The 21,750-nt window shown below is 66.5% G+C and carries 22 protein-coding genes; 15 read left to right on the top strand and 7 right to left on the bottom strand.

The annotated features are described in order from the left end of the window. Positions 1-14: 14 nt before the first annotated feature. The gene (locus tag A5705_RS08690; RefSeq protein WP_082956370.1) at positions 15-674 is read right to left on the bottom strand and encodes a TetR/AcrR family transcriptional regulator; all 660 of its coding nucleotides are present in this window, start codon (positions 672-674) and stop codon (positions 15-17) included. 93 nt (positions 675-767) lie between these two features. Between A5705_RS08690 and A5705_RS08685 the strand changes: the two genes are divergently transcribed. The 5 genes from A5705_RS08685 to A5705_RS08665 are packed head-to-tail and all read left to right on the top strand — an operon-like array spanning position 768 to position 5,071. After that, positions 768-1,301 (top strand): DUF4242 domain-containing protein, encoded by a 534-nt coding sequence (locus tag A5705_RS08685; RefSeq protein ID WP_067877998.1) that lies wholly within the window; start codon positions 768-770, stop codon positions 1,299-1,301. Next, positions 1,298-2,347: an acyl-CoA dehydrogenase gene (locus A5705_RS08680; RefSeq protein ID WP_068276856.1), complete on the top strand. Its 1,050-nt coding sequence runs from the start codon at positions 1,298-1,300 to the stop codon at positions 2,345-2,347. The genes A5705_RS08685 and A5705_RS08680 overlap by 4 nt, the downstream gene beginning before the upstream one ends. Continuing rightward, the gene (locus A5705_RS08675; protein ID WP_067878003.1) at positions 2,323-3,051 is read left to right on the top strand and encodes an ABC transporter ATP-binding protein; all 729 of its coding nucleotides are present in this window, start codon (positions 2,323-2,325) and stop codon (positions 3,049-3,051) included. Before A5705_RS08680 ends, A5705_RS08675 begins: the two co-directional genes overlap by 25 nt. Then, positions 3,048-4,217, top strand: a complete 1,170-nt coding sequence (locus A5705_RS08670; RefSeq protein ID WP_068276853.1) for an ABC transporter substrate-binding protein — start codon at positions 3,048-3,050, stop codon at positions 4,215-4,217. The genes A5705_RS08675 and A5705_RS08670 overlap by 4 nt, the downstream gene beginning before the upstream one ends. Then, positions 4,214-5,071, top strand: a complete 858-nt coding sequence (locus A5705_RS08665) for an ABC transporter permease (RefSeq protein ID WP_082956369.1) — start codon at positions 4,214-4,216, stop codon at positions 5,069-5,071. The genes A5705_RS08670 and A5705_RS08665 overlap by 4 nt, the downstream gene beginning before the upstream one ends. Before the next feature lie 62 nt (positions 5,072-5,133). On the opposite strand, the gene A5705_RS08660 is transcribed toward A5705_RS08665, so the two are convergent. The 6 genes from A5705_RS08660 to A5705_RS29145 all read right to left on the bottom strand — a co-directional run bounded on the left by A5705_RS08660 (position 5,134) and on the right by A5705_RS29145 (position 9,153). Beyond that, positions 5,134-5,586 carry a DUF4395 domain-containing protein gene (locus A5705_RS08660; RefSeq protein WP_067878010.1) on the bottom strand — a complete coding sequence of 151 codons (453 nt, stop codon included), beginning with the start codon at positions 5,584-5,586 and terminating at the stop codon, positions 5,134-5,136. 14 nt (positions 5,587-5,600) lie between these two features. Then, positions 5,601-6,020, bottom strand: a complete 420-nt coding sequence (locus A5705_RS08655; RefSeq protein ID WP_067878013.1) for a thioredoxin family protein — start codon at positions 6,018-6,020, stop codon at positions 5,601-5,603. Between the two features lie 26 nt (positions 6,021-6,046). Continuing rightward, positions 6,047-6,730 (bottom strand): serine O-acetyltransferase, encoded by a 684-nt coding sequence (cysE, locus tag A5705_RS08650; protein ID WP_067878015.1) that lies wholly within the window; start codon positions 6,728-6,730, stop codon positions 6,047-6,049. A 2-nt stretch (positions 6,731-6,732) separates the two neighbouring features. Beyond that, entirely contained in the window at positions 6,733-7,665 is a 933-nt protein-coding gene (gene cysK, locus A5705_RS08645; protein ID WP_067878018.1) for a cysteine synthase A, read from the bottom strand. 9 nt (positions 7,666-7,674) lie between these two features. Beyond that, positions 7,675-8,943: a thioester domain-containing protein gene (locus tag A5705_RS08640; RefSeq protein ID WP_067878021.1), complete on the bottom strand. Its 1,269-nt coding sequence runs from the start codon at positions 8,941-8,943 to the stop codon at positions 7,675-7,677. 132 nt (positions 8,944-9,075) lie between these two features. After that, positions 9,076-9,153, bottom strand: a complete 78-nt coding sequence (locus tag A5705_RS29145; protein ID WP_369803326.1) for an Rv2334A family Cys-rich leader peptide — start codon at positions 9,151-9,153, stop codon at positions 9,076-9,078. A 193-nt stretch (positions 9,154-9,346) separates the two neighbouring features. Here A5705_RS29145 and A5705_RS08635 point away from each other — a divergent pair, with 193 nt between their 5' ends. The 10 genes from A5705_RS08635 (at position 9,347) to A5705_RS08590 (ending at position 21,740) form a co-directional block, all read left to right on the top strand. Further along, a complete protein-coding gene (locus tag A5705_RS08635; protein WP_067878024.1) occupies positions 9,347-10,270 on the top strand; it encodes a family 2A encapsulin nanocompartment shell protein in 924 nt (307 codons plus the stop codon). Then, positions 10,257-12,152, top strand: coding sequence for a family 2A encapsulin nanocompartment cargo protein cysteine desulfurase (locus A5705_RS08630; protein WP_068276850.1), 1,896 nt, complete (start codon positions 10,257-10,259; stop codon positions 12,150-12,152). Before A5705_RS08635 ends, A5705_RS08630 begins: the two co-directional genes overlap by 14 nt. 586 nt (positions 12,153-12,738) lie before the next feature. After that, entirely contained in the window at positions 12,739-13,506 is a 768-nt protein-coding gene (locus tag A5705_RS08625) for an ABC transporter permease (protein ID WP_067878031.1), read from the top strand. Next, the gene (locus A5705_RS08620; RefSeq protein ID WP_067878033.1) at positions 13,503-14,351 is read left to right on the top strand and encodes an ABC transporter permease; all 849 of its coding nucleotides are present in this window, start codon (positions 13,503-13,505) and stop codon (positions 14,349-14,351) included. Before A5705_RS08625 ends, A5705_RS08620 begins: the two co-directional genes overlap by 4 nt. Before the next feature lie 4 nt (positions 14,352-14,355). Continuing rightward, positions 14,356-15,624: an MCE family protein gene (locus A5705_RS08615; RefSeq protein WP_068276847.1), complete on the top strand. Its 1,269-nt coding sequence runs from the start codon at positions 14,356-14,358 to the stop codon at positions 15,622-15,624. Further along, a complete protein-coding gene (locus A5705_RS08610; RefSeq protein ID WP_067878038.1) occupies positions 15,621-16,649 on the top strand; it encodes an MCE family protein in 1,029 nt (342 codons plus the stop codon). Before A5705_RS08615 ends, A5705_RS08610 begins: the two co-directional genes overlap by 4 nt. Further along, positions 16,646-17,821 carry an MCE family protein gene (locus A5705_RS08605; RefSeq protein WP_067878041.1) on the top strand — a complete coding sequence of 392 codons (1,176 nt, stop codon included), beginning with the start codon at positions 16,646-16,648 and terminating at the stop codon, positions 17,819-17,821. Before A5705_RS08610 ends, A5705_RS08605 begins: the two co-directional genes overlap by 4 nt. Beyond that, complete coding sequence (locus tag A5705_RS08600) at positions 17,818-19,152, top strand: MCE family protein (protein WP_067878045.1); 1,335 nt, start codon at positions 17,818-17,820, stop codon at positions 19,150-19,152. The genes A5705_RS08605 and A5705_RS08600 overlap by 4 nt, the downstream gene beginning before the upstream one ends. Beyond that, on the top strand, positions 19,149-20,270 hold the full coding sequence (locus A5705_RS08595) for an MCE family protein (protein WP_067878048.1): 1,122 nt from the start codon (positions 19,149-19,151) through the stop codon (positions 20,268-20,270). Before A5705_RS08600 ends, A5705_RS08595 begins: the two co-directional genes overlap by 4 nt. Further along, positions 20,271-21,740 carry an MCE family protein gene (locus A5705_RS08590; protein WP_067878050.1) on the top strand — a complete coding sequence of 490 codons (1,470 nt, stop codon included), beginning with the start codon at positions 20,271-20,273 and terminating at the stop codon, positions 21,738-21,740. The last annotated feature ends 10 nt before the right edge of the window (positions 21,741-21,750 follow it).

Below are 21,750 nucleotides of genomic sequence, written 5' to 3'. Positions count from 1 at the left end.
GATGATGGGTTAATTCAGCGGGAAGCCGTGGCCCCGGTGGGCGGAGGGCGGGAGTCCCGGCCGGTGGCCGTCGCCGGACCGCCGGCCCGGCGTATCGCCTCTGCGGCCAGCCGCCGGCCCAGCCTGATCGGGGCGACCGACCGCTCCATCTTGGAGCCGGCCAGGGCGCCGTCGTAGAGGAGCTGGATTTCGCGCGCCGGGCGCGAGGCCCGGGTGATCCCCGCGGCGACGAGCAGCGCGGTCAACGTCGAATGCATCCACCGGCGATGAGCTCGCACCGGAGCGAGCTCGACACCGGGGTACTCGACCGCGGCGTTGGCGTATAAACAGCCCCGATAGCCGCGCTTGGGTGCGCGCGCGATCGCGAGGTCGAAAAACGCGAAGACCTTCTCTGTCGGCTCTTCCAATGCACAAACCGCCTCGTTCCACCGCTTGCGATCCGCCTGATCCAAATCGTTGAGGTAGGCCAGCACCAGCGCGTCCTTGGAGCCATACCAGGTGTAGAGGCTCGCCTTGGCAACCCCGGCGTCGCGCAGGATCTGATCGATCCCTACGGCTCTAATACCATGCGTCGCAAAGAGATCCGACGCGACGTTCAACAGACGCTCCGACGGTCGGGACACCCGCGGGTTATCAATCGCCGAGGGGCGGAGCGGGGCCGGAATTGCCTTCATGGCAGCAGCCTAACTCACGGAGGCTTCATAGACAGATCGGTCTGTCTATGACAGCGTCGCTGTCGTATCCGCAATCCATGAGGGGATCTTCACGTGAGCCTGTACCTGTATGAGATCGCAGCGGACGGGGCCGAACGCGCCGACGCCACGCACCTGATCAAAGAGCTGGACGCGCGCCTCTATGCCGCCGGTGGCGAACTGATCGAAGCCCAGGTGACCCGTCACCCGCACCGCATTTTCGCGGTGACCGAATTCCCGGCAGCCCCGCCGCCCCGGCTCGACGCGGCCTCCTTCGGGGTCGAGGACATCAGCGGTCCCGACGAGGTACGCCTGGTCGGCGCCGACCTCGATGAGCTGAAGGCGATCCGTCCGGCCGCGGGATACCTGGTGGAGTGGGATCTGCCGGCGGGCTTGGACATGCAGACCTACCTGGACCGCAAGAAGGCCAAAGCCCCGCGTTATGCCGACGTGCCCGAGGTCAGCTTCCTGCGCACCTACGTGCGCGCCGACATGTACAAATGCCTGTGTTTCTACGACGCACCCGACGAATCGGCGGTCCGTCGCGCCCGAGAGGCCGTCGACACTCCGGTCGATCGGTTGCACGGACTAGAGGGCCCACTGCGATGACCGCGGTGCTTGACCGCGCCGCCGACGCCGCGCTGGCGCAGGTGACCGCCGCTGTTGCTGCCCGGGCCAGGGCCTTGGACGACCAGACCACCGATGTACGCGCCGATCTCGCGGCGCTTGGCGCGGCGAGGCTGTTCGATCTCGGTCTCGGCGGCAGTGGACTCGACCGCATGGTGCGAGTCATCGAGGAGGTGTCTGGGCACAGCCTGGCGGTCGGTTTCTCCGCGTGGGCTCACCGCATGACGATCGAATACCTGAGTTACGCTCCCGCCCCGTTGTGGGACCAACACGCGGACCCGCTGCGCCGCGGCGCGCGTCCGGGTGTCACGGCGATGGCCTCGGCGTTCAAACAGCTTGCCGGGCTGGGCCAGATACCGCTGATCGCCCGCCCGGCCGCTGGCGGGTTGCGGATCAGTGGTCCGATCTCGTGGGCTTCCAACCTGTTCGAGGGCGCAGTGATCGTGGCACCTGCGCAGGACACCCACGGCCGCACGTATGTGGTCGTCGTCGACGCCGACACGATCGGTGTCGATATCCATTCCGCACCCCGGCTGATGGCCCTGGGCGCCACCGCGTCGACGTCACTGCACTTCGACGATGTTGCGGTGCCTGACGGCAACGTCCTGAGCACCGACCTTCGGGCGTTCGTGGCGCGGGTGCGGCCGCCGTTTCTGCTGCTGCAGAGCGCCTTCTGCGTCGGCGTTGCGCGCGCCGCGTTGTCGGGGGCCGGGAAAACGCGCGACCAGACCGCCGCGCTTTTCGCCCCCGAGGCGGCCGCGCTGGCGGAGGAAAGCGAAGAGTTGCGCGAACGGCTTTATCGCTTTGCCGCCGATCCATCAACTCCGCGAGTGCCGGAGCTGATCAGGTTGCGCCTGTCCGCCGCCGCTTTGGCCGTCGCGTCGACCCGGCTGGAAGCCGCGCTGAGCGGGGGTGCCGGCTATGCGATGAGCAGCGCGGCGAATAGGCGGTTTCGCGAGGCCGCGTTCCTGCCGATCCAGTCGCCCTCGGAAGGACACCTGCGGTGGGAACTCCAGCAGTACGAATAGTCAATGGGCACAAGAAATTCGGTGGGACGGCAGTGCTCGCCGACATCGACCTGACGGTGTGCACGGGAGAAGTCGTCGCGATCGTCGGGCGCAGTGGCTCCGGCAAGTCGACATTACTGCGGCTAATTGCCGGCCTGGACGAGCTGAGCTCCGGCTCGATCACCTGGCCCGCGGACGGGTCGCGGCCGCAGACGGGCGTGGTATTTCAGCAACCGCTGCTCATGCCCTGGCTTACGGCCGCCGAAAACGTCGTCTTTGCCCGACGATTCGCCGCGCACCGCAAGACCTTCGACGCTGGCTACGCCGCCCACTTGATCACGCGGTTCGGTCTCGACGGTCTCGCCGACCGGTATCCCGAGCAGCTGTCAGGGGGGCAGGCGCAACGCGTCGCGGTCCTGCGTGCGGTGGCCACCCGGCCGCGGCTGCTGCTGCTCGACGAGCCGTTCAGCGCCCTCGATCCAGCGACCCGCGACGAGCTACAGCTCTGGTTGGCCGATTTGGCGGCCGAATTGGGGGTGACCGTCGTGCTGGTCACCCACGACGTCGACGAGGCGTTGGCGCTGGCGCAGCGAGTCGTGCTGCTGGGCGAAGACGGACGTATCCGCCGGCAATGGCTTCTCGACGAGCTGCCCTCGATCGACCGCACAACGCTGCGTGAAGAGGTCCTCGAGAACTATCGGCTCGGCGCGACGGTATCGCCGTGAGCCGCCCGGTCGTGTCGCGGCGGCAGTTGCTGGCGGGAGCAGTTGGGTTGGCCGGCGCCGGCGGACTGCTCGGCCTGGCCGATCTGGCGCGTGCCGCGGCCACCGATCCCACCAACGGCACGGGCCGGTTGCGGGTGGGCTATCTACCCATCACTGACGCGGCACCGCTGCTGATAGCCCATGCTGCCGGCCTGTACCCCAGGGGTGTGGTCAGCTCGGCGAGGCCGGTGCTGTTCCGCAGCTGGGCGTCGCTGGCCGAGGCGTTCGTCAGCCGCCAGATCGACGTCGCCCATCTGCTCATGCCGATGGCCGTGCAGCTGCGCTACGGACTGGGCAGCGGCGTGCGGGTGCTGGGGTGGAACCACACCAACGGCTCGGCGCTGACCGTAGCGGCGCACATCGTTGACATCGAGGACCTGGCCGGCACCCAGGTGGCCATCCCGTTCTGGTGGTCGATCCACAACGTCGTCCTGCAGGAACTTCTGCGGGCACACGGTCTGCGCCCGGTGTTGCGGCGCAGCGCCTCTCGTGCGGATCGCACCGTCGAGTTGATCGTGATGAGCCCGTCTGACATGGTGCCGGCCTTGGCCAACAGATCAATCGCCGGGTACGTGGTCGCCGATCCGTTCAATGCCGTCGCGGAGCTGAAGAAGATCGGGCGCATCCACACCTTCCTCGGCGACGTGTGGCGTGACCACGCTTGCTGCGTGCTGATCACCCGCGACGACATCATCGAGAGCCGGCCCGAGGCGGTGCAGTCGCTGACCGACGCGGTGGTCGCGGCCCAACTGCGCATCGACCTCGACCGCCGCGCGGCCGCGGCCGCGCTGGCAGGCGGCAAGTACCTGCCGCAACCCGAAGCGGCGGTGCGGCTCGCCCTGACCTACCCGTCGCCGCCCTACCGGTTCGTCCATCCGGACTGGGCGCCACAGCGTGTGGGTTTTCAGCCGTTTCCGTTCCCCAGCTTCACGCAGCGGCTCATCGAGGCGATGGCCCAGACCGTGGTGGACGGCGATCGGCGCTTCCTCCGCCGCCTCGAGCCGGGCCGGGTGCACGACGAACTCGTCGACGGCACATTCGTGCGGAAATCCCTTGAGAGTCATGGCGGTCCGCAGGCCTCCGGTCTTGCCGCCCTCACCCGAACCGAACAGGTGCAACCACTATGACCAGCATCGATGACATCGCCGCCCCTGCGGCGCCATCCGGCAGTGCCGCCGCGAACGGTGCCCGGCCGCATGGCATCCGGCGCTGGGTCTTGACCCAGGCTCTGCCGCCCGCAGCCGCGGCCGCAGCCGCTATCGCGATATGGTGGCTGACCACTGCGGTGCTGTCAGAATCCCATTCGCTGCTGCGGCAGACCGCTCCGCAGAAAGTGGCGCCCGCGCTGGCCGACCTGTTCAGCCGCGGCGTGCTGACGGCCGACATCGGGATCAGCTTGTGGCGCTTGCTGATTGGTTTACTCGCCGCAGCGGTGCTCGGGATTCCTGCGGGATTGCTGCTGGGACTGAGTGCGACGATCGATCGCGCCGCGCTGCCCCTCGTGCAGTTCGTGCGGATGATCTCCCCGCTGTCCTGGGCGCCGATCGCGGTGGCGGTGTTCGGCATCGGCAACCAACCGGTGATCTTCCTCATCATTGTGGCCGCCGTCTTTCCGATCCTGCTCAACACCGCCGCGGGCGTGCACGCTATCGAACCGGGTTACTTGCACGTCGCGCGGTCCTTTCACGCCACCCGCGTGGAGTTGCTGACCGCGGTGGTGTTGCCGGCCGTGCGCGGGCACGTGCTGACGGGACTCCGCACCGCATTGGGCATCGCCTGGGTGGTACTGGTTCCGGCCGAGATGCTCGGCGTGCGTTCGGGACTGGGCTACCAGATTCTCAACGCCCGCGATCAGCTCGCCTACGACCAGGTCGTTGCCGTGATCGTCGTGATCGGGATACTGGGATTCGCAATGGATTTCACCGCGCGGCGGGTCCTGGCGCCGCGCCGTACCGACCGTGCGCCGCGCGTCAACGCCTGATCCTGCACGTCCAGCACCAGTTTGGATATGTTGAATCCCAACAGAGTGGGGAAGTCCGTTGATCAGGCCGCGGGTGCTCGACGGAGCCGCGCAACGAACGGGTAGAGCTGGCAGCCCAGGCAGATACCGAAGGCGGCGTTGAGGAAGGAGGCGAACAGCGCGAACGCCGTCGCGATCACGCCGAGAAGTGGTATCGCGGCGGCAAACCCGATGACCCCGACGACGGCGAACGTAAGGCCGACCAATTGGGCAAATTTCAACGGTGGCACCGGCTCCCGCTCCCGCACCGCTCCTAGGCGCGGTGCAACGAGTTTGGCGAATAGCGCCCCGTAGGGGCTGTTGCGCGGGCCGCGCAGCGCGCTGATCGCGAAAACGACTGCCTGGGCTCCCAGAATCGCCGCTGCGACAGATTGGCTGAACGCGGACACCACCAACGTGACCACAAGAACCGTGGTGGTGATCCACGCGGCGAAGCGCGGACCCCGCACGTCTACTTGACCGGTGTCAGTCGACATAATTCAACTCCTCCTCAAGCCACGAGAGGTTGTACCAGCCTGCGCAGGTCAGCAACCTTCGGCACCCCAGCGCTGCGGTACCGCTGCTGCCCGTCGGCATCGAAAATAAACGTGGTCGGCAGTGACAACACCGACAACTGCTTGGCGGCCACGGGGTCAGCGTCAATGTCGATTTCCACGTGTGACACCTCCGGGAGGGCGGTACACACTTGGTCGACCACGCGACGCACCGACGCGCACGGGCCGCACCAAGCAGCACTGAAGTGCACGATGGTGGGCCCCGTTCGGGACAAACCGAGTTCCGATGTGTCTTGCCGGAGTTCGGGGCTTGCTTGACGCAATACGCCCGACCGTCGGTTGATCACCGCGCCCAGCACGGTGGCGGTTGCCAGCGCCGCGATTGTCGCCGTCATGGCGGTCAACAGTGTGCTCATCAGGCTCCACAACTAAATTGGTGTCTTCAGATCGAGAAGTCTTCGCCATGCCATACACCGGCCTCGGGGGGCCGGATCACCCTGCCGGTCTGCTGCCCGTCGCTGGACGCCTCCAGCTTTGCCACCCGGGTGAGCAGAGATTGCAGGCTGACGCCCACGAGGTCGGGCATCATCGAGTCGTCGGGGGTGCCGCGCCCGGCCCGGCTGATGACCTGGCCCGGGACGCCGACGACCACGGCGCTCGACGGAACCTCTTTGACCACTACGGCGTTGGCGCCGATCCGGCTGTCGTCGCCGACTTTGATCGCGCCGAGGACCTTCGCGCCGGCGCCGATGATCACGCGGTCTCCGATTGTCGGGTGGCGTTTCCCTGTGTCGCTGCCGCTGCCCCCGAGCGTGACGCCGTGGTAAATCGTCACGTCGTGGCCCACCTCGGCGGTTTCGCCAATCACCACGCCGGTCGCGTGGTCGATGAACAGGCCCGGGCCCAGGACGGCACCGGGGTGGATCTCCACGCCGGTGAAAATGCGGGTGATTTCGGCGAACACGCGGGCTGCCAACCGGGCGCCGTGCCGCCACAGCCAATGGCTGACCCGATGGCCCCAGATCGCATGGACGCCGGGGTAGGCGAATATGACCTGCAGCGTGGTGGGCCTGGCCGGATCTCGCTCCCTGGCTGCCCGGATGTCCTGCCGCATTGTCGCGAGCACGGCTAGTCCGCCAGGTCGGCGAAGAGCGGTGTGCTCAGGTAGCGCTCACCGAAGCTGGGCAGGACGACCACCACGAGCTTGCCGGCGTTGGCCGGTCGCTGGGCCAGCTGCAGGGCGGCCACCACGGCCGCGCCGGATGAGATGCCGGACAGCAATCCCTCCTCCCGCGCCAACCGCCGGGCCATGACGAGCGACTCCTCGTTGCCGACCGCGATGACCTCGTCCACCAAGTCCATATCCAGCACCCCCGGGACAAACCCGGCGCCGATTCCCTGAATCGGGTGAGGCCCCTTCTGTCCACCGGACAGCACCGGGGAGGCTGCCGGCTCGACGGCCACAAATTGGACCGACGGGTTGCGTTCCTTGATGACTTGGGCGACCCCGGTGATGGTGCCGCCGGTGCCGACCCCGGCGACGAATATGTCGACCTTCCCGTCGGTGTCGCGCCACACCTCCTCGGCGGTGGTCGCGCGGTGGATGGCCGGGTTGGCCGGGTTCTCGAACTGTTGGGGCACGAAATACCGTTGGTCGGTCTTTGCCAGTTCCTCGGCCTTGGCGATGGCGCCCGGCATGCCTTCCGCGCCGGGCGTCAGCACGAGTTCTGCGCCGTAGGCACGCAGCAGTATGCGCCTCTCGATGCTCATGGTGTCGGGCATTGTCAGCACGCATCTGTAACCGCGTGCCGCGCACACCATCGCCAACGCGATGCCGGTGTTCCCGCTGGTCGGCTCAAGGATGATCGTGTCGGGTTTGATCAGGCCGGCTTTTTCGGCCGCGTCCAGCATGGCGACCCCGATGCGGTCCTTCACGCTGTTTGCCGGGTTGAAGGATTCCAGCTTGGCGACGACGTCGGCGACCGCGCCTTCGGTGACCCGGCGCAGCCGGACCAGCGGCGTGTTTCCGATCAGCTGCGTGACGTCCTCGGCGATACTCATGAAACTCCCTTAGGCGATGTCGGTACAGGGCTCGTCGGCCTGCCAGGTGATGTCGAATTCGATGGCGACGTCTATTGGAACGATAAGCGCAACGGGCGTGAATCGCTGTGACGCCCCCGCAAAAGCCTCACCGGTCAGTACGCGCCCGGAGCAGTTCTGCGATGTCGTTGCGGTCATTGTCATTGCGGTTGTACCCCGTGCGGGACGCACATAAAAGTCCGTTCCCGGCCAAACGATGTCATCGATAACCGAACCGTCGGCGCCGACGAGCGTGTGTCCGTCAGCGGCACTGAGACTCAAGGGGATTCGCACTTGGAACGGTCCAATGAGTTCGGATTCGGCGGTTGCGTGAGTATCGACCAGTCGAAGCTCGTCGCAGTTTTGCAGGGCACTGCCCGCCCCGGCGAGTAGGTAATTGTAGAGGTGCACCACGCGATCGGCATTGCGGTAGTGGCGAGTACCCGTCAGCCAGAAGCGAACGTCGCCGATTGTCGCGCCGTCGGTCGCGACGAGCCGGTAGTAACGGTAACCGCGCCCACCGCCGCCGTGGCTACTCGCCGAAAGCGTGCTGCCAATGCCAAGGGTGCGCCGATGCCGTCCCCGGCCGGGTTTGATGGTCAGCTGTGAACCCGAAACGTCTTGCCAATCAACCCCATTGGCTGACTTCTGCAGTTTCACGCCAATGCTGGTTTCGGAGGCCGTCCGTACGGAGTAGCCGCCCAGCTGTGGCTGCCCATCGAATTCGAAGGTGATCACCGGCCCAGGTGCCTCGTGTACGGCGACGGGCTCGTTCAGGGGCTGTGTGTCCAACGCCAAACCGTTGGTGAAGTGCCAGATTGCGGCCTGGGTTGCCGCGATGGCTTCATGTTCGCTGAGGTTGGCCGGTCCCAGCGGGTAGCCGGCAGCGCGCAATCGTTGGCTGAGCTCCGCGATGGGGTACGCTGGAAACGAGTGCCGCAGGATCCAGTCGACTTCGGCTTCGCGGCCGCGGGTGCGCAGGTGGGGCACGGCGGACCAGGAGCCAACCTGATAGCGCGATGGCAGGTGGGGCGCAACGCCGCTGAAGTCCAGCGAGTATGCCGACAGGTTGGGGTTCAGCCGGATCAGATCCGTACGTGCCCAGCTGCCGTCGGTGAAGCAGATTCTGTCGACGGTGTGGGAGTAGGTTCCGCCTCGGTAACGCGTCATGCGGGTGATGTCGGTGGCCGGCCGGACCACGAAGCGCCGGCGGGTCGCCACCCGCGCCACGGCGCGGTTGGGCATGGACAAGACGGTCATGGATGGTGATCTTCCTGAAAGAATTTGACGTGAATATGGCTGGGCGCAGCTCACGCCGCCGGGTAGACCGCGGGTCCAACCCACTGCGGGGAAAGCGCGAGGATTTCTACAGCGTCAGAGGGCGTCAGGAAATCAACAGCAGCGACAACAACAACAGTCCACGGCGGGGCGGCGCGAAGGTACGAAGCGCAGCTGAACGGCCTGTTGCATGCGCCCCACTATAGGGCCCGGCAAGGTGACTGTCAGATTTCGGGCCCGTTTCGCCGGTTTCACTCAGCGCCGGTGTAAACCTTCTCACTCCGCTGCGCATTCGCCTACGCTCGGCGCGCACGCCAGCCTAGGGTGGGCGATCATGAAGCTGCCGCGCGCGCCGCGGCACTGAACCGAGTTCGAAAGGATCCCGATGACGTCGGCTCAAAGTGAGTCTCAGGCGCTTGGTGATCTTGGCGCCCGCCAGCTTGCCAATGCGACGAAGACCGTCCCCCAACTCTCGACCATCACGCCGCGGTGGTTGCTCCATTTGCTCAGCTGGGTCCCGGTGGAAGCGGGACTTTACCGGGTCAACCGGGTGATCAATCCCGATGCCGTCGCGGTGAAGGCCGAAGAGGGCGCCGGCACCGAAGAACCGCTGCCGGAGACCTACGTCGACTACGAGACCAGCCCCCGGGAATACACGCTGCGTTCGATTTCGACCCTGGTCGACATCCACACCCGCGTTTCCGACCTCTACTCGAGTCCCCACGACCAGATCGCGCAGCAGCTGCGGTTGACCATCGAAACGATCAAGGAACGCCAAGAGCTCGAGCTGATCAACAGCCCCGAGTACGGGCTGTTGGCGCAGGTGACCCCCGAGCAGACGATCCAGACGCTGGCCGGTGCCCCGACGCCCGACGACCTGGACGCGCTGATCACGAAGGTCTGGAAGACGCCGAGCTTTTTCCTGACGCACCCGCTGGGAGTCGCCGCGTTCGGGCGTGAGGCCACCTACCGTGGGGTGCCACCGGTGGTCGTGAGCCTGTTCGGGGCTCAGTTCATCACCTGGCGCGGCATCCCGCTGATCCCGTCGGACAAGGTGCCGGTCGAAGACGGAAAGACGAAGTTCATCCTGGTGCGCACGGGCGAGGAACGCCAGGGCGTGGTGGGCCTGTTCCAGCCGGGCCTGGTCGGCGAGCAGGCGCCGGGCCTGTCGGTGCGGTTCACCGGCATCAACCAGTCGGCCATCGCGACCTACCTGGTCACCCTCTACACGTCCTTGGCCGTCCTCACCGACGACGCGCTCGCCGTGCTCGACGACGTCGCCGTGGACCAGTTCCATGAGTACAAGTGAGTACCGAGCGGTAGACGCCGAAAGCGACCTGCCCGTCAGCGCCGCCGAGCTCGCGGCGCTGGCCAGCCAGCTGTATGCGGCCAGCATCCGGCCCGGTCCGGACAGCCCACCGCAGTCGGCGCCGGTCGCCCCGCGCGGCACCGTGCCGGACGCGACGGCCGCCACCTCGGCAGGGCAAGCCGCGGCCCGCGCCGCGGACGTGTATCCGACGCCGGTCCCGCTGCTCGGCGGCACCGACATCTACGTCCGGGCTCCCACGTCCCCCGAGCCCGAGCCCCCGCCGCAGACCGTGCCCGTCGCCCCGCGGGGGAACGTGCCCGACACCACGGCTGGCGCCTCGGCCGGGCAGGCCGCCGGCACCGCTGATGTGTATCCCGCGCCGGTCCCGTTGGTCGGTGTGCGGGACATCTACCTTCCGGCTCCCACCTCGGCGGAACCCGAGCCGCCCCCGCAGACGGTGCCCGTCGCCCCGCGCGGCGGCGTGCCGGACACCACCACGGCGGCCTCCCGCGGTTTGTCGCGTTCCTGGCCGGCCGGGGCGCCCTCGGTTGCCGAGTTGGGCTGGTCGGACGCCGTAACCGCACCGGCCGGCGATGAGCACAACTACTACTTCCTGACGGCGGAGCCGGTACCTCAGTTGCCGGACGAACACGAGGTGTTCGACGTCAACGCGATTCGCGCGGATTTTCCGATCCTGAAGGAGACGGTCAACGGGAAGCCGCTGATCTGGTTCGACAACGCGGCGACCACCCAGAAGCCGCAGGCGGTGATCGACCGGCTGTCGCACTTCTACGCCCACGAGAACTCCAACATTCACCGCGCCGCGCACGAACTGGCGGCCCGGGCCACCGACGCCTACGAAGAGGCCCGCGACACCGTCCGTCGATTCATCGGCGCGGCCAAGAGCGAAGAGATCATCTTCGTGCGCGGCACCACGGAAGCCATCAACCTGGTGGCGTATGCCTGGGGCGGCAAGCATTTGCTACCCGGCGACGAGATCCTCATCACTCATCTCGAACACCACGCCAACATCGTTCCGTGGCAACTGCTTTCGCAGAAAACCGGCGCCGTTCTGAAAGTTGCACCGGTCGACGACGCGGGCAACCTGCTGATGTCGGAATTCGAGGATTTGTTGGGGCCCAAGACGAAACTCGTCGCCGCCACACAGGTGTCCAATGCGCTGGGCACGGTGACGCCGGTCGAGCAGATCGTCGACTTGGGCCACCGCTACGGCGCGCGGGTCCTGATCGACGGTGCCCAGTCCATTCAGCACATACCGGTCGATGTCTCCGAGCTCGGCGTCGACTTCTTCGTATTCTCGGGGCATAAGATCTACGGCCCCACCGGAATCGGCGTGCTCTATGGGACCGACGAGGCGCTGGCCGAGACGCCGCCATGGCAGGGCGGTGGCAACATGATCGCCGACGTGACCCTGGAGCGATCGCTGTATCAGGGGCCCCCGAGCAAGTTCGAGGCCGGAACCGGCAACATCGCCGATGCCGTCGGGCTGGGTGAGGCGCTGCGTTACGTCGAGCGCTTGGGTGTGGACCGCATTGCGTCCTACGAGCACGCGTTGCTGGACTATGCCACCCCGCGCCTGGCCGACATCCCCGGTGTGCGCCTGGTGGGCACCGCCACCGAGAAGGCGAGCGTGCTGTCGTTCGTGCTGGCCGGCCACGACCCGCTCGAGGTGGGCAAGGCGCTCAATGCCGAGGGCATCGCCGTGCGTGCAGGCCATCACTGCGCGCAGCCGATTCTGAGGCGCCTCGGGTTGGAGGCCACCGTTCGCCCGTCGTTTGCGTTCTACAACAAGTTCGAGGAGATCGACGTCTTCCTCAGGGCGGTGCGCCGTATCGCCGAGGGTGGCGCGAACGTCGGCTGAGTTTCATCGGGGCAATCCGAGGCGAATTGCGCTCACCCTGAACCCAAGCCTTGTATTTCGCTCGAGCAATCCGAACTGTTGCGTGCGGCGGTGACAGCCGGAATCAGAATCCGGCGGCCCCGAATAGTCGAGCGGATTTCGGCATGGGTGAGATGCATTCGCGACGTGGCGAATCCCGGCGCGGCATCGGTGTGGGCGAACCGCGGGTCGCCGCGGTCCGCGCCGGCGTGGGGTCCTCGCGCGTGCGCTGGCCGGGACTGTGGCGCGGACCACCCTGGCTGGTTGCCCTTCGGTCCAGCCGACGTTCACTTGACCCAGGTCAGGGGCTATGAATCGCCCTGTGGAGTTCGTCGGCGCAGCAAATTTCGCGCCTGGGCATATTTCTTCTAGGTGATTGCAACCCTGACGCCGGGCATAGCTTTGCCAATAAATTCCTCGCGTGGTCTATGCGCGCAACGAGACATCGCGGTCGTTTGTAAACAGCGCTGCTCACCTTCGGACCAGCTAATTACAAACGGATTAATGGTGTTACGAAAATGGGGAACGCGTTGAGGCAAAGGGACGTGCGTCGCGTTGAGCGCGCGTTATGAACGGCACCACCATTGCCAAGCCCATGAACGCGCTGGGCGGATTCTTCCTGTTCACCGCCGAGGCGCTGTTCACGGTGGTGCGGCGACCGTGGGCCTGGCGGGAAATCCTCGAGCAGATCTGGTTCGTCGCCCGCGTGTCGATCTTCCCGACGATCATGCTGTCGATCCCCTACACGGTGCTCATCGTGTTCGTCCTCAACATCCTGCTGGTCGAGATCGGCGCCGGTGACCTTTCTGGCGCGGGCGCGGGACTGGCGTCGGTGACCCAGGTGGGGCCGGTCGTCACGGCGATGGTGGTTTCGGGCGCCGGGTCGACTGCGATGTGTGCCGACCTGGGCGCGCGCACCATCCGCGAGGAAATCGACGCGATGAAGGTGATCGGCGTCAACCCGATCCAGGCGCTGGTGGTGCCGCGCATCCTCGCCGCGATTTTCGTCGCGGTGTTGCTGTACTCGGTGGTCGCCGTCACCGGATTGGTCGGCAGCTACGTCTTCGTCGTCTTCGTCCAGCACGTCACCCCCGGCGCCTTCATCGCGGGCATGACTCTGGTCACCGGGCTGCCGCAGGTCGTGATCTCGCTCATCAAGGCCACGCTTTTCGGACTGTCGGCGGGCCTGATCGCCTGCTACAAGGGCCTGTCGGTGGGCGGCGGCCCCACCGGCGTCGGCAACGCGGTGAACGAGACCGTGGTGTTCTCGTTCATGGCGCTGTTCTTCATCAACATCTTGAGCACCGCACTCGGAGTGAAGGTGACCGCCAAATGAGCGACGCCGCCCGCGAGCAGTCCTGGCTGGCCGAGTTCGGCCCGAGGCTGGTGGAGGCCACCCGCAAGCTCGGCGAACAGACCGCGTTCTACGGAAGGTCCCTGGCTAACATCGGCGACGCGGTCCGCCGCTATCCGGGCGAGCTGCTGCGCCTGATCGCCGAGATGGGCATGGGCACCGGTGCGCTGGCGGTGATCGGGGGAACCGTAGGCATCATCGGGTTCCTCACCCTGACCACCGGCGCGCTGGTCGCGGTGCAGGGCTACGACACCCTGTCCAACATCGGTGTGGAAGCGCTGACCGGTTTTCTGTCGGCGTTCCTGAACGTCCGCATGATCGCGCCGTGCACGGCCGGCCTGGCGTTGTCGGCGACGATCGGGGCCGGGGCGACCGCCCAGCTGGGCGCCATGCGGATCAACGAGGAGATCGACGCGCTGGAGGTCATGGGCATCCGCGCGATCACCTACCTGGCGTCGACGCGGATCATCGCCGGCGTCCTGGTGGTGATCCCGCTCTACGCCGTCGCGGTGCTGATGTCGTTCGTCGCGGCGAAGTCGCTCACCATCTACGTCTACGGGCAGTCCCGCGGCGTCTACGAGCACTACTTCTCCACGTTTCTGCGCCCCAACGACCTGCTGTGGTCGTTCGTGGCGGCGCTGAGCATGGCGACCGGTGTGATGGTCGTGCACACGTACTACGGCTTCAACGCGACCGGTGGTCCCGCCGGGGTGGGTGAGGCTGTGGGCCGCTCGGTGCGGACGTCGATGATCATCACCGCCTTTGTCTGCCTGATGATTTCGCTGTCCGTCTACGGCCAGCACGGCAATTTCAATCTGTCGGGGTGATCGCATGACCAACCACATCAGCGGTGTCCCCGGCAGGAGAAACAGGGTTCGCTCCAGCAAGATCGACCCGATCTGGCTCGCGCCGACGTTGTTCGTTCTCATCGGGGGTCTCGTCGCGCTGGCGGCCGCGTCGTTCTCGGGGAAATTCGAGGACTTCGTCCCGCTGACGCTGGTGTCGAACCGGGCGGGCCTGGTGATGGAAACCGGGGCGAAGGTCAAGCTTCGCGGCGTGGAGGTGGGACAGGTCGCGTCCATCGGCACAGATGTGAAAGCGGCTGAGCTCCAATTGAAGTTGCAGCCGAACGCGTTCAAGTACCTGCCGAGCAACCTCGAGGCCGAGATAAAGTCGACCACCGCTTTCGGGTCAAAGTACGTCGACCTCATCGTGCCCGAGCACCCCAGCCCCACACCGCTGAAACCCGGCGCGGTGCTGCACTCCCGCAATGTCACCGTCGAAGTCAACACCGTCTTCGAGAACCTGCAGTCCGTGGTGCAGGCCATCGACCCGGCGAAGATGAACTCGATCCTGTCGGCGTTCGCCCAGTCCGTGCGCGGCAAGGGCGAACGGATCGGGCAGGCGATCGTCGACGCCAACGACATCCTGCTGACCGTCAATCCCCGCATGGACACGATCCACCGTGACTGGCGGTTGTTCGGCAAGACGGCGGCCATCTATTCCGATGCGGCACAAGACATCCTGTCGATCCTCGACTCGGCGACGACAACCAGCGCCACCCTCACCGAAAACCAGCGGTCGCTCGACGCGCTGCTGTTGTCCGCGGCGGGCTTCAGTCAGGCGGGGATCAGCGTCATCGGCCGCAACGAGACCAACATCGTTCGCTCGGTCAACCTGCTCGATCCGACCACGGCGCTGCTCAACAAGTACTCGCCGACGTTCACCTGCCTGTTCACGGGAGCGCAGTGGTACGTGGACCACGGCGGCCGGGACATGCTGGGTGGCAACGGCTATTCGTTCATCATGGATGCCGGGCTGCTCTTCGGCGACGACCCGTACCGGTACCCGAAGCACCTGCCCAAGGTGAACGCCACCGGCGGCCCTGGCGGCAGGCCCAGCTGTGGCTCGCTGCCCGACCCGAGCGCCAACTTCCCGGTGCGCGCGCTGGTCACCGACACCGGGTGGGGCGCCGCTCCGAACGAGATCCGCACGAACGTCGCCGCGGGCAACCCCTGGTGGTCGAACTACTTCCCGACCACGAAGAACCCGCCCGAGGCGCCCCGCTACTTCTTCCGCGGGGGTCAGCCGCCCCCATGAGAAAGAACCTTTCCGGGATCATCGCGCGCGTCGCGCTCTTCACGACGGTCTGCCTCGTGTTCACGTTCACCCTCATCGCGGTGTTCGGTCAGTTGCGCTTCGAGGATCGCACCGGCTATCAGGCCGTCTTCACCAACATCTCCGGTCTGAAGTCCGGCAACTTCGTCCGCATCGCCGGGGTGGAGGTCGGCAAGGTCGGCGACCTTGCCCTGCATCGGGACGGCACGGTCACCGTCGGTTTCTCGGTCGACAACGGGGTCCGCCTCACCGAGGGCACGAAAGCGGTTGTGCGCTACGAGAACCTGATCGGCGATCGCTATCTCGCCCTCGAGGAGGGGCCGGGGCCGCCGCACCGCCTGGCGCCCGGCGCGACGATTCCGCTGGCGCGGACGTCGCCCGCGCTGGACATCGACGCGCTGATCGGGGGCTTCCGCCCGCTGTTCCGGGCGCTGGACCCCGACCAGGTCAACGCGTTGTCCGGGGAACTGCTGCGGATCTTCCAGGGGCAGGGCGGCACCCTCGCCTCCGTGCTGGCACAGACCTCGACGCTGACTTCCACCCTCGCGGGGCGGAGCGAGCTGATCGGTGAGCTGATCAAGAACCTGAACACCGTGCTGCACACCTTCGCAGCGCGCGACCACGAGTTCTCCGACGGGCTGGATAAACTGTCCGCGCTCGTCGACGGCCTGGCGCAGCGCAAGGACGACATCTCGACCGGACTGGCCTACATCAACGCGGCCGCGGGCTCGGTCACCGATCTGCTGGTGCAGGCACGGCAGCCGATCAAGGACGTTGTGCACGAGACGGACCGGATGTCGGCCCAGGTCCTGGCCGACCGGGAGTACGTCGACAACCTGCTCAAGCAGCTTCCCGACACCTACCAGGTGCTGGCCCGGCAGGGGCTCAACGGCGACTACTTCGGCTTCTACTTCTGCGAGGTGTTGCTGAAGCTGAACGGCAAGGGGGGCAATCCGATTTACGTCAAGCTGCTCGGTCAGCCGAGCGGGCGGTGCACGCCGCAATGAGGTTGCCGAAGCTCAAGTCGCTCAGCGCGCGAAGCCCGATCACGATCGGCGTGATAGGCACCGCGATCGTGCTCTGCGTCACCGTGGCCGCCTTCCAGTACGACAAGTTGCCGTTCGTCAAGAACACCAGGGACTATGCGGCGTATTTCTCCGAGGCCGGTGGCATCAAGGTGGGTAACACGGTGCGGGTTTCCGGCATGGGCGTGGGCAGGGTCCGCGACATCAGGTTGGAGGGCACCAAGGTTCGGGTGGGCTTCACCGTCCGCAAGCGGATCCAGCTCGGTGACCGCACGGAAGCGGCGATCAAGACCGAGACGATTCTGGGCAGCAAGATGCTGGAACTGACGTCGCGCGGTGAAGGCGAGCTGAAGGGCGTCATCCCGTTGGAGCGCACCACCTCGCCCTACGACCTTCCGGTCGCGCTGGGCGACCTGACGACCACCATCAGTGGCCTCGACACCAACCAATTGTCATCGGCGCTGACCACTTTGGCCGAGACCTTCAAGGAGACGCCGACGGACCTCAGGCCCGCGCTGCAGGGCGTGGCCCGATTCTCGCAGACCCTCAACAACCGCGACGAGCAACTGCGCAGCCTGCTCGGCAACGCCAACAAGGTGTCGGGCGTGCTGGGCCGGCGCAGCCAGCAGATCGCGGGCCTGGTGGCGAACTCCAACGCGTTACTGGCGGCGCTGCTGGACGAACGGGATTCGATCGACGCGCTGATGAACAACCTCACCGCGGTGTCGCATCAGATCTCGGGGCTGGTGAACGACAACCGAACCCAGCTCAAGCCGGCCCTCGACAAGCTCAACGGCGTGCTCGAGATCCTGGACAACCGCAAGGAAGACCTGCAGCAGACGCTGCCGAAGTTCAAGCGTTACGCGATGTCGTTCGGTGAGGTCCTGGGCTCGGGGCCGTTCTTCAAGGCATACGTCGCCAACCTGATCCCCGGTCAGCTGGGCGGCCCTACCCTCGACGCGAGGATGTACGACCGGCCACTGGACCCCAACCAGAAGCTGCCGTCGGAGGCGGTCGACCCGCCGACCGGGAGCCCGCCCGTGCCGCCGGAGGATGCGCCGCACCCGATCTGGTCACAGCCGCCCTCGCCGGGGCCCGCGCCCGGCCCGGCTCCGGAGCCGAGCCCGGCACCGGCGGAAGGTGGCGGGCAATGACGCGAAGAACCCTGAGCCGGGTCACAGCCGTAAGCCTGGCCGTGACGTTGGTCGCCGCGTCGTTCCTGGTGGCGAGGAAACTCTGGAACGACGTCGAAAAGAACACGTACTCGGCGTATTTCACGGAGGCCAACGGCTTGTTCGTCGGCGACGAGATCCGCATCCTCGGCGTCGCGGTCGGCGTGGTGGACAAGATCGAGCCGCAGCCGGCGAGCTCCAAGGTGACGTTCTCCGTGGACAAGCAGTACGCCGTGCCGGCCGGCGCGCGCGCCGCAATCTTGTCGCCGTCGTTGGTCACCCCCCGCGCGATCCAGCTCGTTCCGGCCTACTCCGGCGGCCCCAAACTGACTCCCGGGGCGTCGATTCCCTTGAACCGCACGGCGGTTCCGGTGGAATGGGACGACTTCCGCAAGCAGCTGGAGAAGCTGACCGATGCCCTGCAGCCGACGACGCCCGGGGGTGTGAATACGGCGGGCGAATTCATCAACTCGGCCGCGGACAACCTGCGCGGACAGGGCGATACCGCCCGTGACACGATCATCAAGCTGTCGCAGGCGATTTCGGCGCTCGGCGACCACGCGGACGACATCTTCAGCACCGTGCGCAATCTCCAGTTGCTGGTCTCGGCGCTGTACTCGAGCAGCGACCTGCTGGCCTCCTTCAACCAGAACCTGGCCAGCGTGACGACAATACTGACGAACAGCCCCAACGAAGTCGCGAACGCGGTGCAGGGCCTCGACGGGGCGCTCGCCGACCTGCGCGAATTCCTCGCCGAGAACCGGGAGTCCGTGGGCGTCACGTTCGACAGGCTGAGCTCCATCACCACCGCCCTCAACGACAGCCGCGCCGACATCAAGCAAATCCTGCATGTCGTCCCGACGGTGTTCCAGAACTTCATGAACATCTACCAGCCCGCGCAGAGCGCGATGACGGGCATCCTGGCGCTGAACAACTTCGCCGACATCCCGCAGTGGATCTGCAGCTCGATCGAGGCGGCCGCCCGGGCGCGCTTGGACCGCGTTTCGAAGCTGTGCCTGCAGTATGTGAACCCGATCATCAAAAACCGCATCTACAACTACATTCCGGCCGGGATCAACCCGTTCGTCGGCACGCAGGCCCGGCCCAACGAGATCACCTACAGCGAAGACTCGCTTCGCCCCGGTTACACGCCGCCCCCACCGCCGGAGGCGCCGCAAACGCCGGAGGCGCCGCCGCCCGCGGTGCTCGACAACCAGCCGCAGCCGACGCAGGCGCCGCCCCCGCCGCCGGAGAACAACGTGAGCTCGACCCAGGTCCTGCAGAACCTCATGCTGCCGACGGGGGCGTCATGAGACGCGCGCTGGCCGCCGCGCTCGGCCTCGCCTGCGTGGCCGCACTGTCGGGATGCGAATGGCGCGGCATCAACTCGTTCAAGCTGCCCGGCACCGCCGGCGGGGGGCCGGACGCCTACACGATCCAGGCGCAACTGCCTGACGTGGTCACCATCCAGCAGAACACCCGGGTGCGCGTCGACGACGTCAACGTCGGCGACGTCACCAAGATCGAGCTCCAGGACTGGCATGCCCTGGTGACGATGCGCATCAACGGGGATGTCCACCTGCCGGCCAATTCGACGGCCAAGCTCGGGCAGACCAGCCTGCTGGGGTCGATGCACATCGAACTCGCACCGCCCAAGGACGAGCCGCCGGTCGGTGAGCTCAAGAACGGGTCGGTGATCCCGTTGTCGCGCGCGAGCATGTATCCGACCACCGAACAGACGCTCGCCTCGGTGTCAATCCTGTTGAACGGCGGCGGCATCGGACAGCTGCAGGAGATCAACCAGGCGATCGCCAAGGCATTCGGCGGCCGGGAGAACGAGATGCGCAGCCTGCTCGGACAGCTCGACGAGTTCATCAAAGGCACCAATGCGCAGACCGACGACATCATCGCCGCGGCCGAGAACCTCAACTCGCTCGCCGGGCAATTCGCCTCCAAGGACCCCGTGGTGGACAAGGCGCTGATGACGGTGCCGAAAGCCTTGGCGATCCTCGCCGAGGAACGCACCAAGATCGCCGATGCGATCGATCAACTCGGCAAGTTCAGTGCGATCGCCGCCGACACCATCCACCAGAGCAAGGAATCGCTGGTGAACAACCTGCGCGACATCGCCCCGGTGCTGCGGTCGCTCGCCGACGCCGGACCGGCGCTCACCAAGGGCCTGGACGGCCTAGCCACCTACCCGTGGCCGACATCCACCGTCAAGAACTGGTTCCGCGGCGACTACGCCAACCTCACGATGATCGTCGACCTGACGCTGAGCCGCATCGACACCTCGCTTTTCACCGGGTCCCGCTGGGAGGGCAACCTCACCGAACTCGAGATGCAGTGGGGACGCACGATCGGAATGCAGCCGAGCCCGGTGACCGGGGGCAATCCGCTCACCTTCCCCTACCACAACGGGGGGTACTGAATGCTGCGCCTGAACCGCCGGACCTGGATTCAGCTGGCCGTGCTGTCTTTGGTCACCGTCGTCTCCTGTGGCGCAATGGCATTCAACTTCATGAAGTTGCCGCAAACCCTGTTCGGGATCGGTGAGTACACCGTCACCGTGGACCTGCCCTCCTCGGGCGGGCTCTACACGACCTCTGTCGTCACCTATCGCGGCACCGACATCGGCCAGGTCAAGTCGGTCGACGTCACCGCGACGGGCGTGCGCGCCGTGCTCGCCTTGCGGTCGGGCGTCAAAGTGCCCTCCGATGTCCAGGCCTCGGTGCACAGCCGCTCGGCGATCGGCGAGCAGTACATCGATCTGACCCCGCCGCCGGGCAAGGAGGGGGAACAGTCCCGGCCGCTGCGTGCGGGCGATGTCATCCCGGCCGGCCGGGTCGACGTTCCGGTTGACATCGGGCACCTCCTCGATTTGACCAACCGTGCGCTGCAAGCGATCCCGCGAGACAACCTGCGCACCGTCATCGACGAGACGGATCGCGCCGTCAGCGGACTCGGACCCGAGCTGTCCCGGATCGTCGACGGGTCCACCGCGCTGGCCACCGCGGGAGGACGCACCGCCGACCCACTCGCCGCCCTGATCGACCAGTCGCCCGCGGTACTCAATTCGCAGGTGCAGACCTCCGACGCGATCGGGACGTGGGCCAATCGCACCTCGGCCATCATGGCGCAGTTCAAGGCGCAGAACGCGGCGGTGCGAGACCTGTTGACCCAAGGCAGTTCCGGGCTGGAGGAAGGGCGCGCGCTGTTCGATCGGGTGGCACCGGCCGTGCCGGTGCTGATGGCCAACCTCGTCAGCCTCGGCGACATCGCCGTGGTGTACCGCCACGACATCGAGCAGATTCTTGTGCTCCTTCCACAGGGCATCGCGGTGATGTCGGCGGCCCTGGTGCCCAACTTGTACAGCAAGCAGGAATACAAGGGCTTCTACCTCGATTTCAACCTCAACCTGAACCTGCCGCCGCCATGCACGACGGGCTTCCTGCCGCCCACCCAGCGCCGCTCACCGGCCGACGTCGACGCACCGGACCGGCCGGCCGCGGAGCTGTACTGCCGCGTCCCGCAGGACTCCGAGCTCAATGTGCGTGGAGCGCGCAACATTCCGTGCGAGACCAAGCCGTGGAAGCGCGCGCCGACGGTCGAGTTGTGTGAGAGCGACGAAGACTACGTGCCGCTCAACGACGGCTACAACTGGAAGGGCGACCCCAACGCCACCTACAGCGGCCAGGGCGTTCCGCAGTACCCGCCGGGCCAGGATCCGCGGCTGCCACCGCCGCGGGGGATCGCACCGCCACCCGCGCCGTTGGCGGTCGCGACGTACGACCCGGCCACCGGCGACTACACCGGGCCGGACGGGCACCGCTACACCGAGTCCGACCTGTCGCACCCCCGTGCCAAGAACTGGCAGTCACTTCTTGTCCCGCAACCGTAGATGGTCCCGG

Source organism: Mycobacterium sp. E787 (assembly GCF_001668725.1).
Taxonomy (GTDB): Bacteria; Actinomycetota; Actinomycetes; order Mycobacteriales; family Mycobacteriaceae; genus Mycobacterium.
The sequence above is the reverse complement of the archived record's forward strand: the minus strand, read 5'-3'. Positions and strand labels throughout refer to the sequence as shown.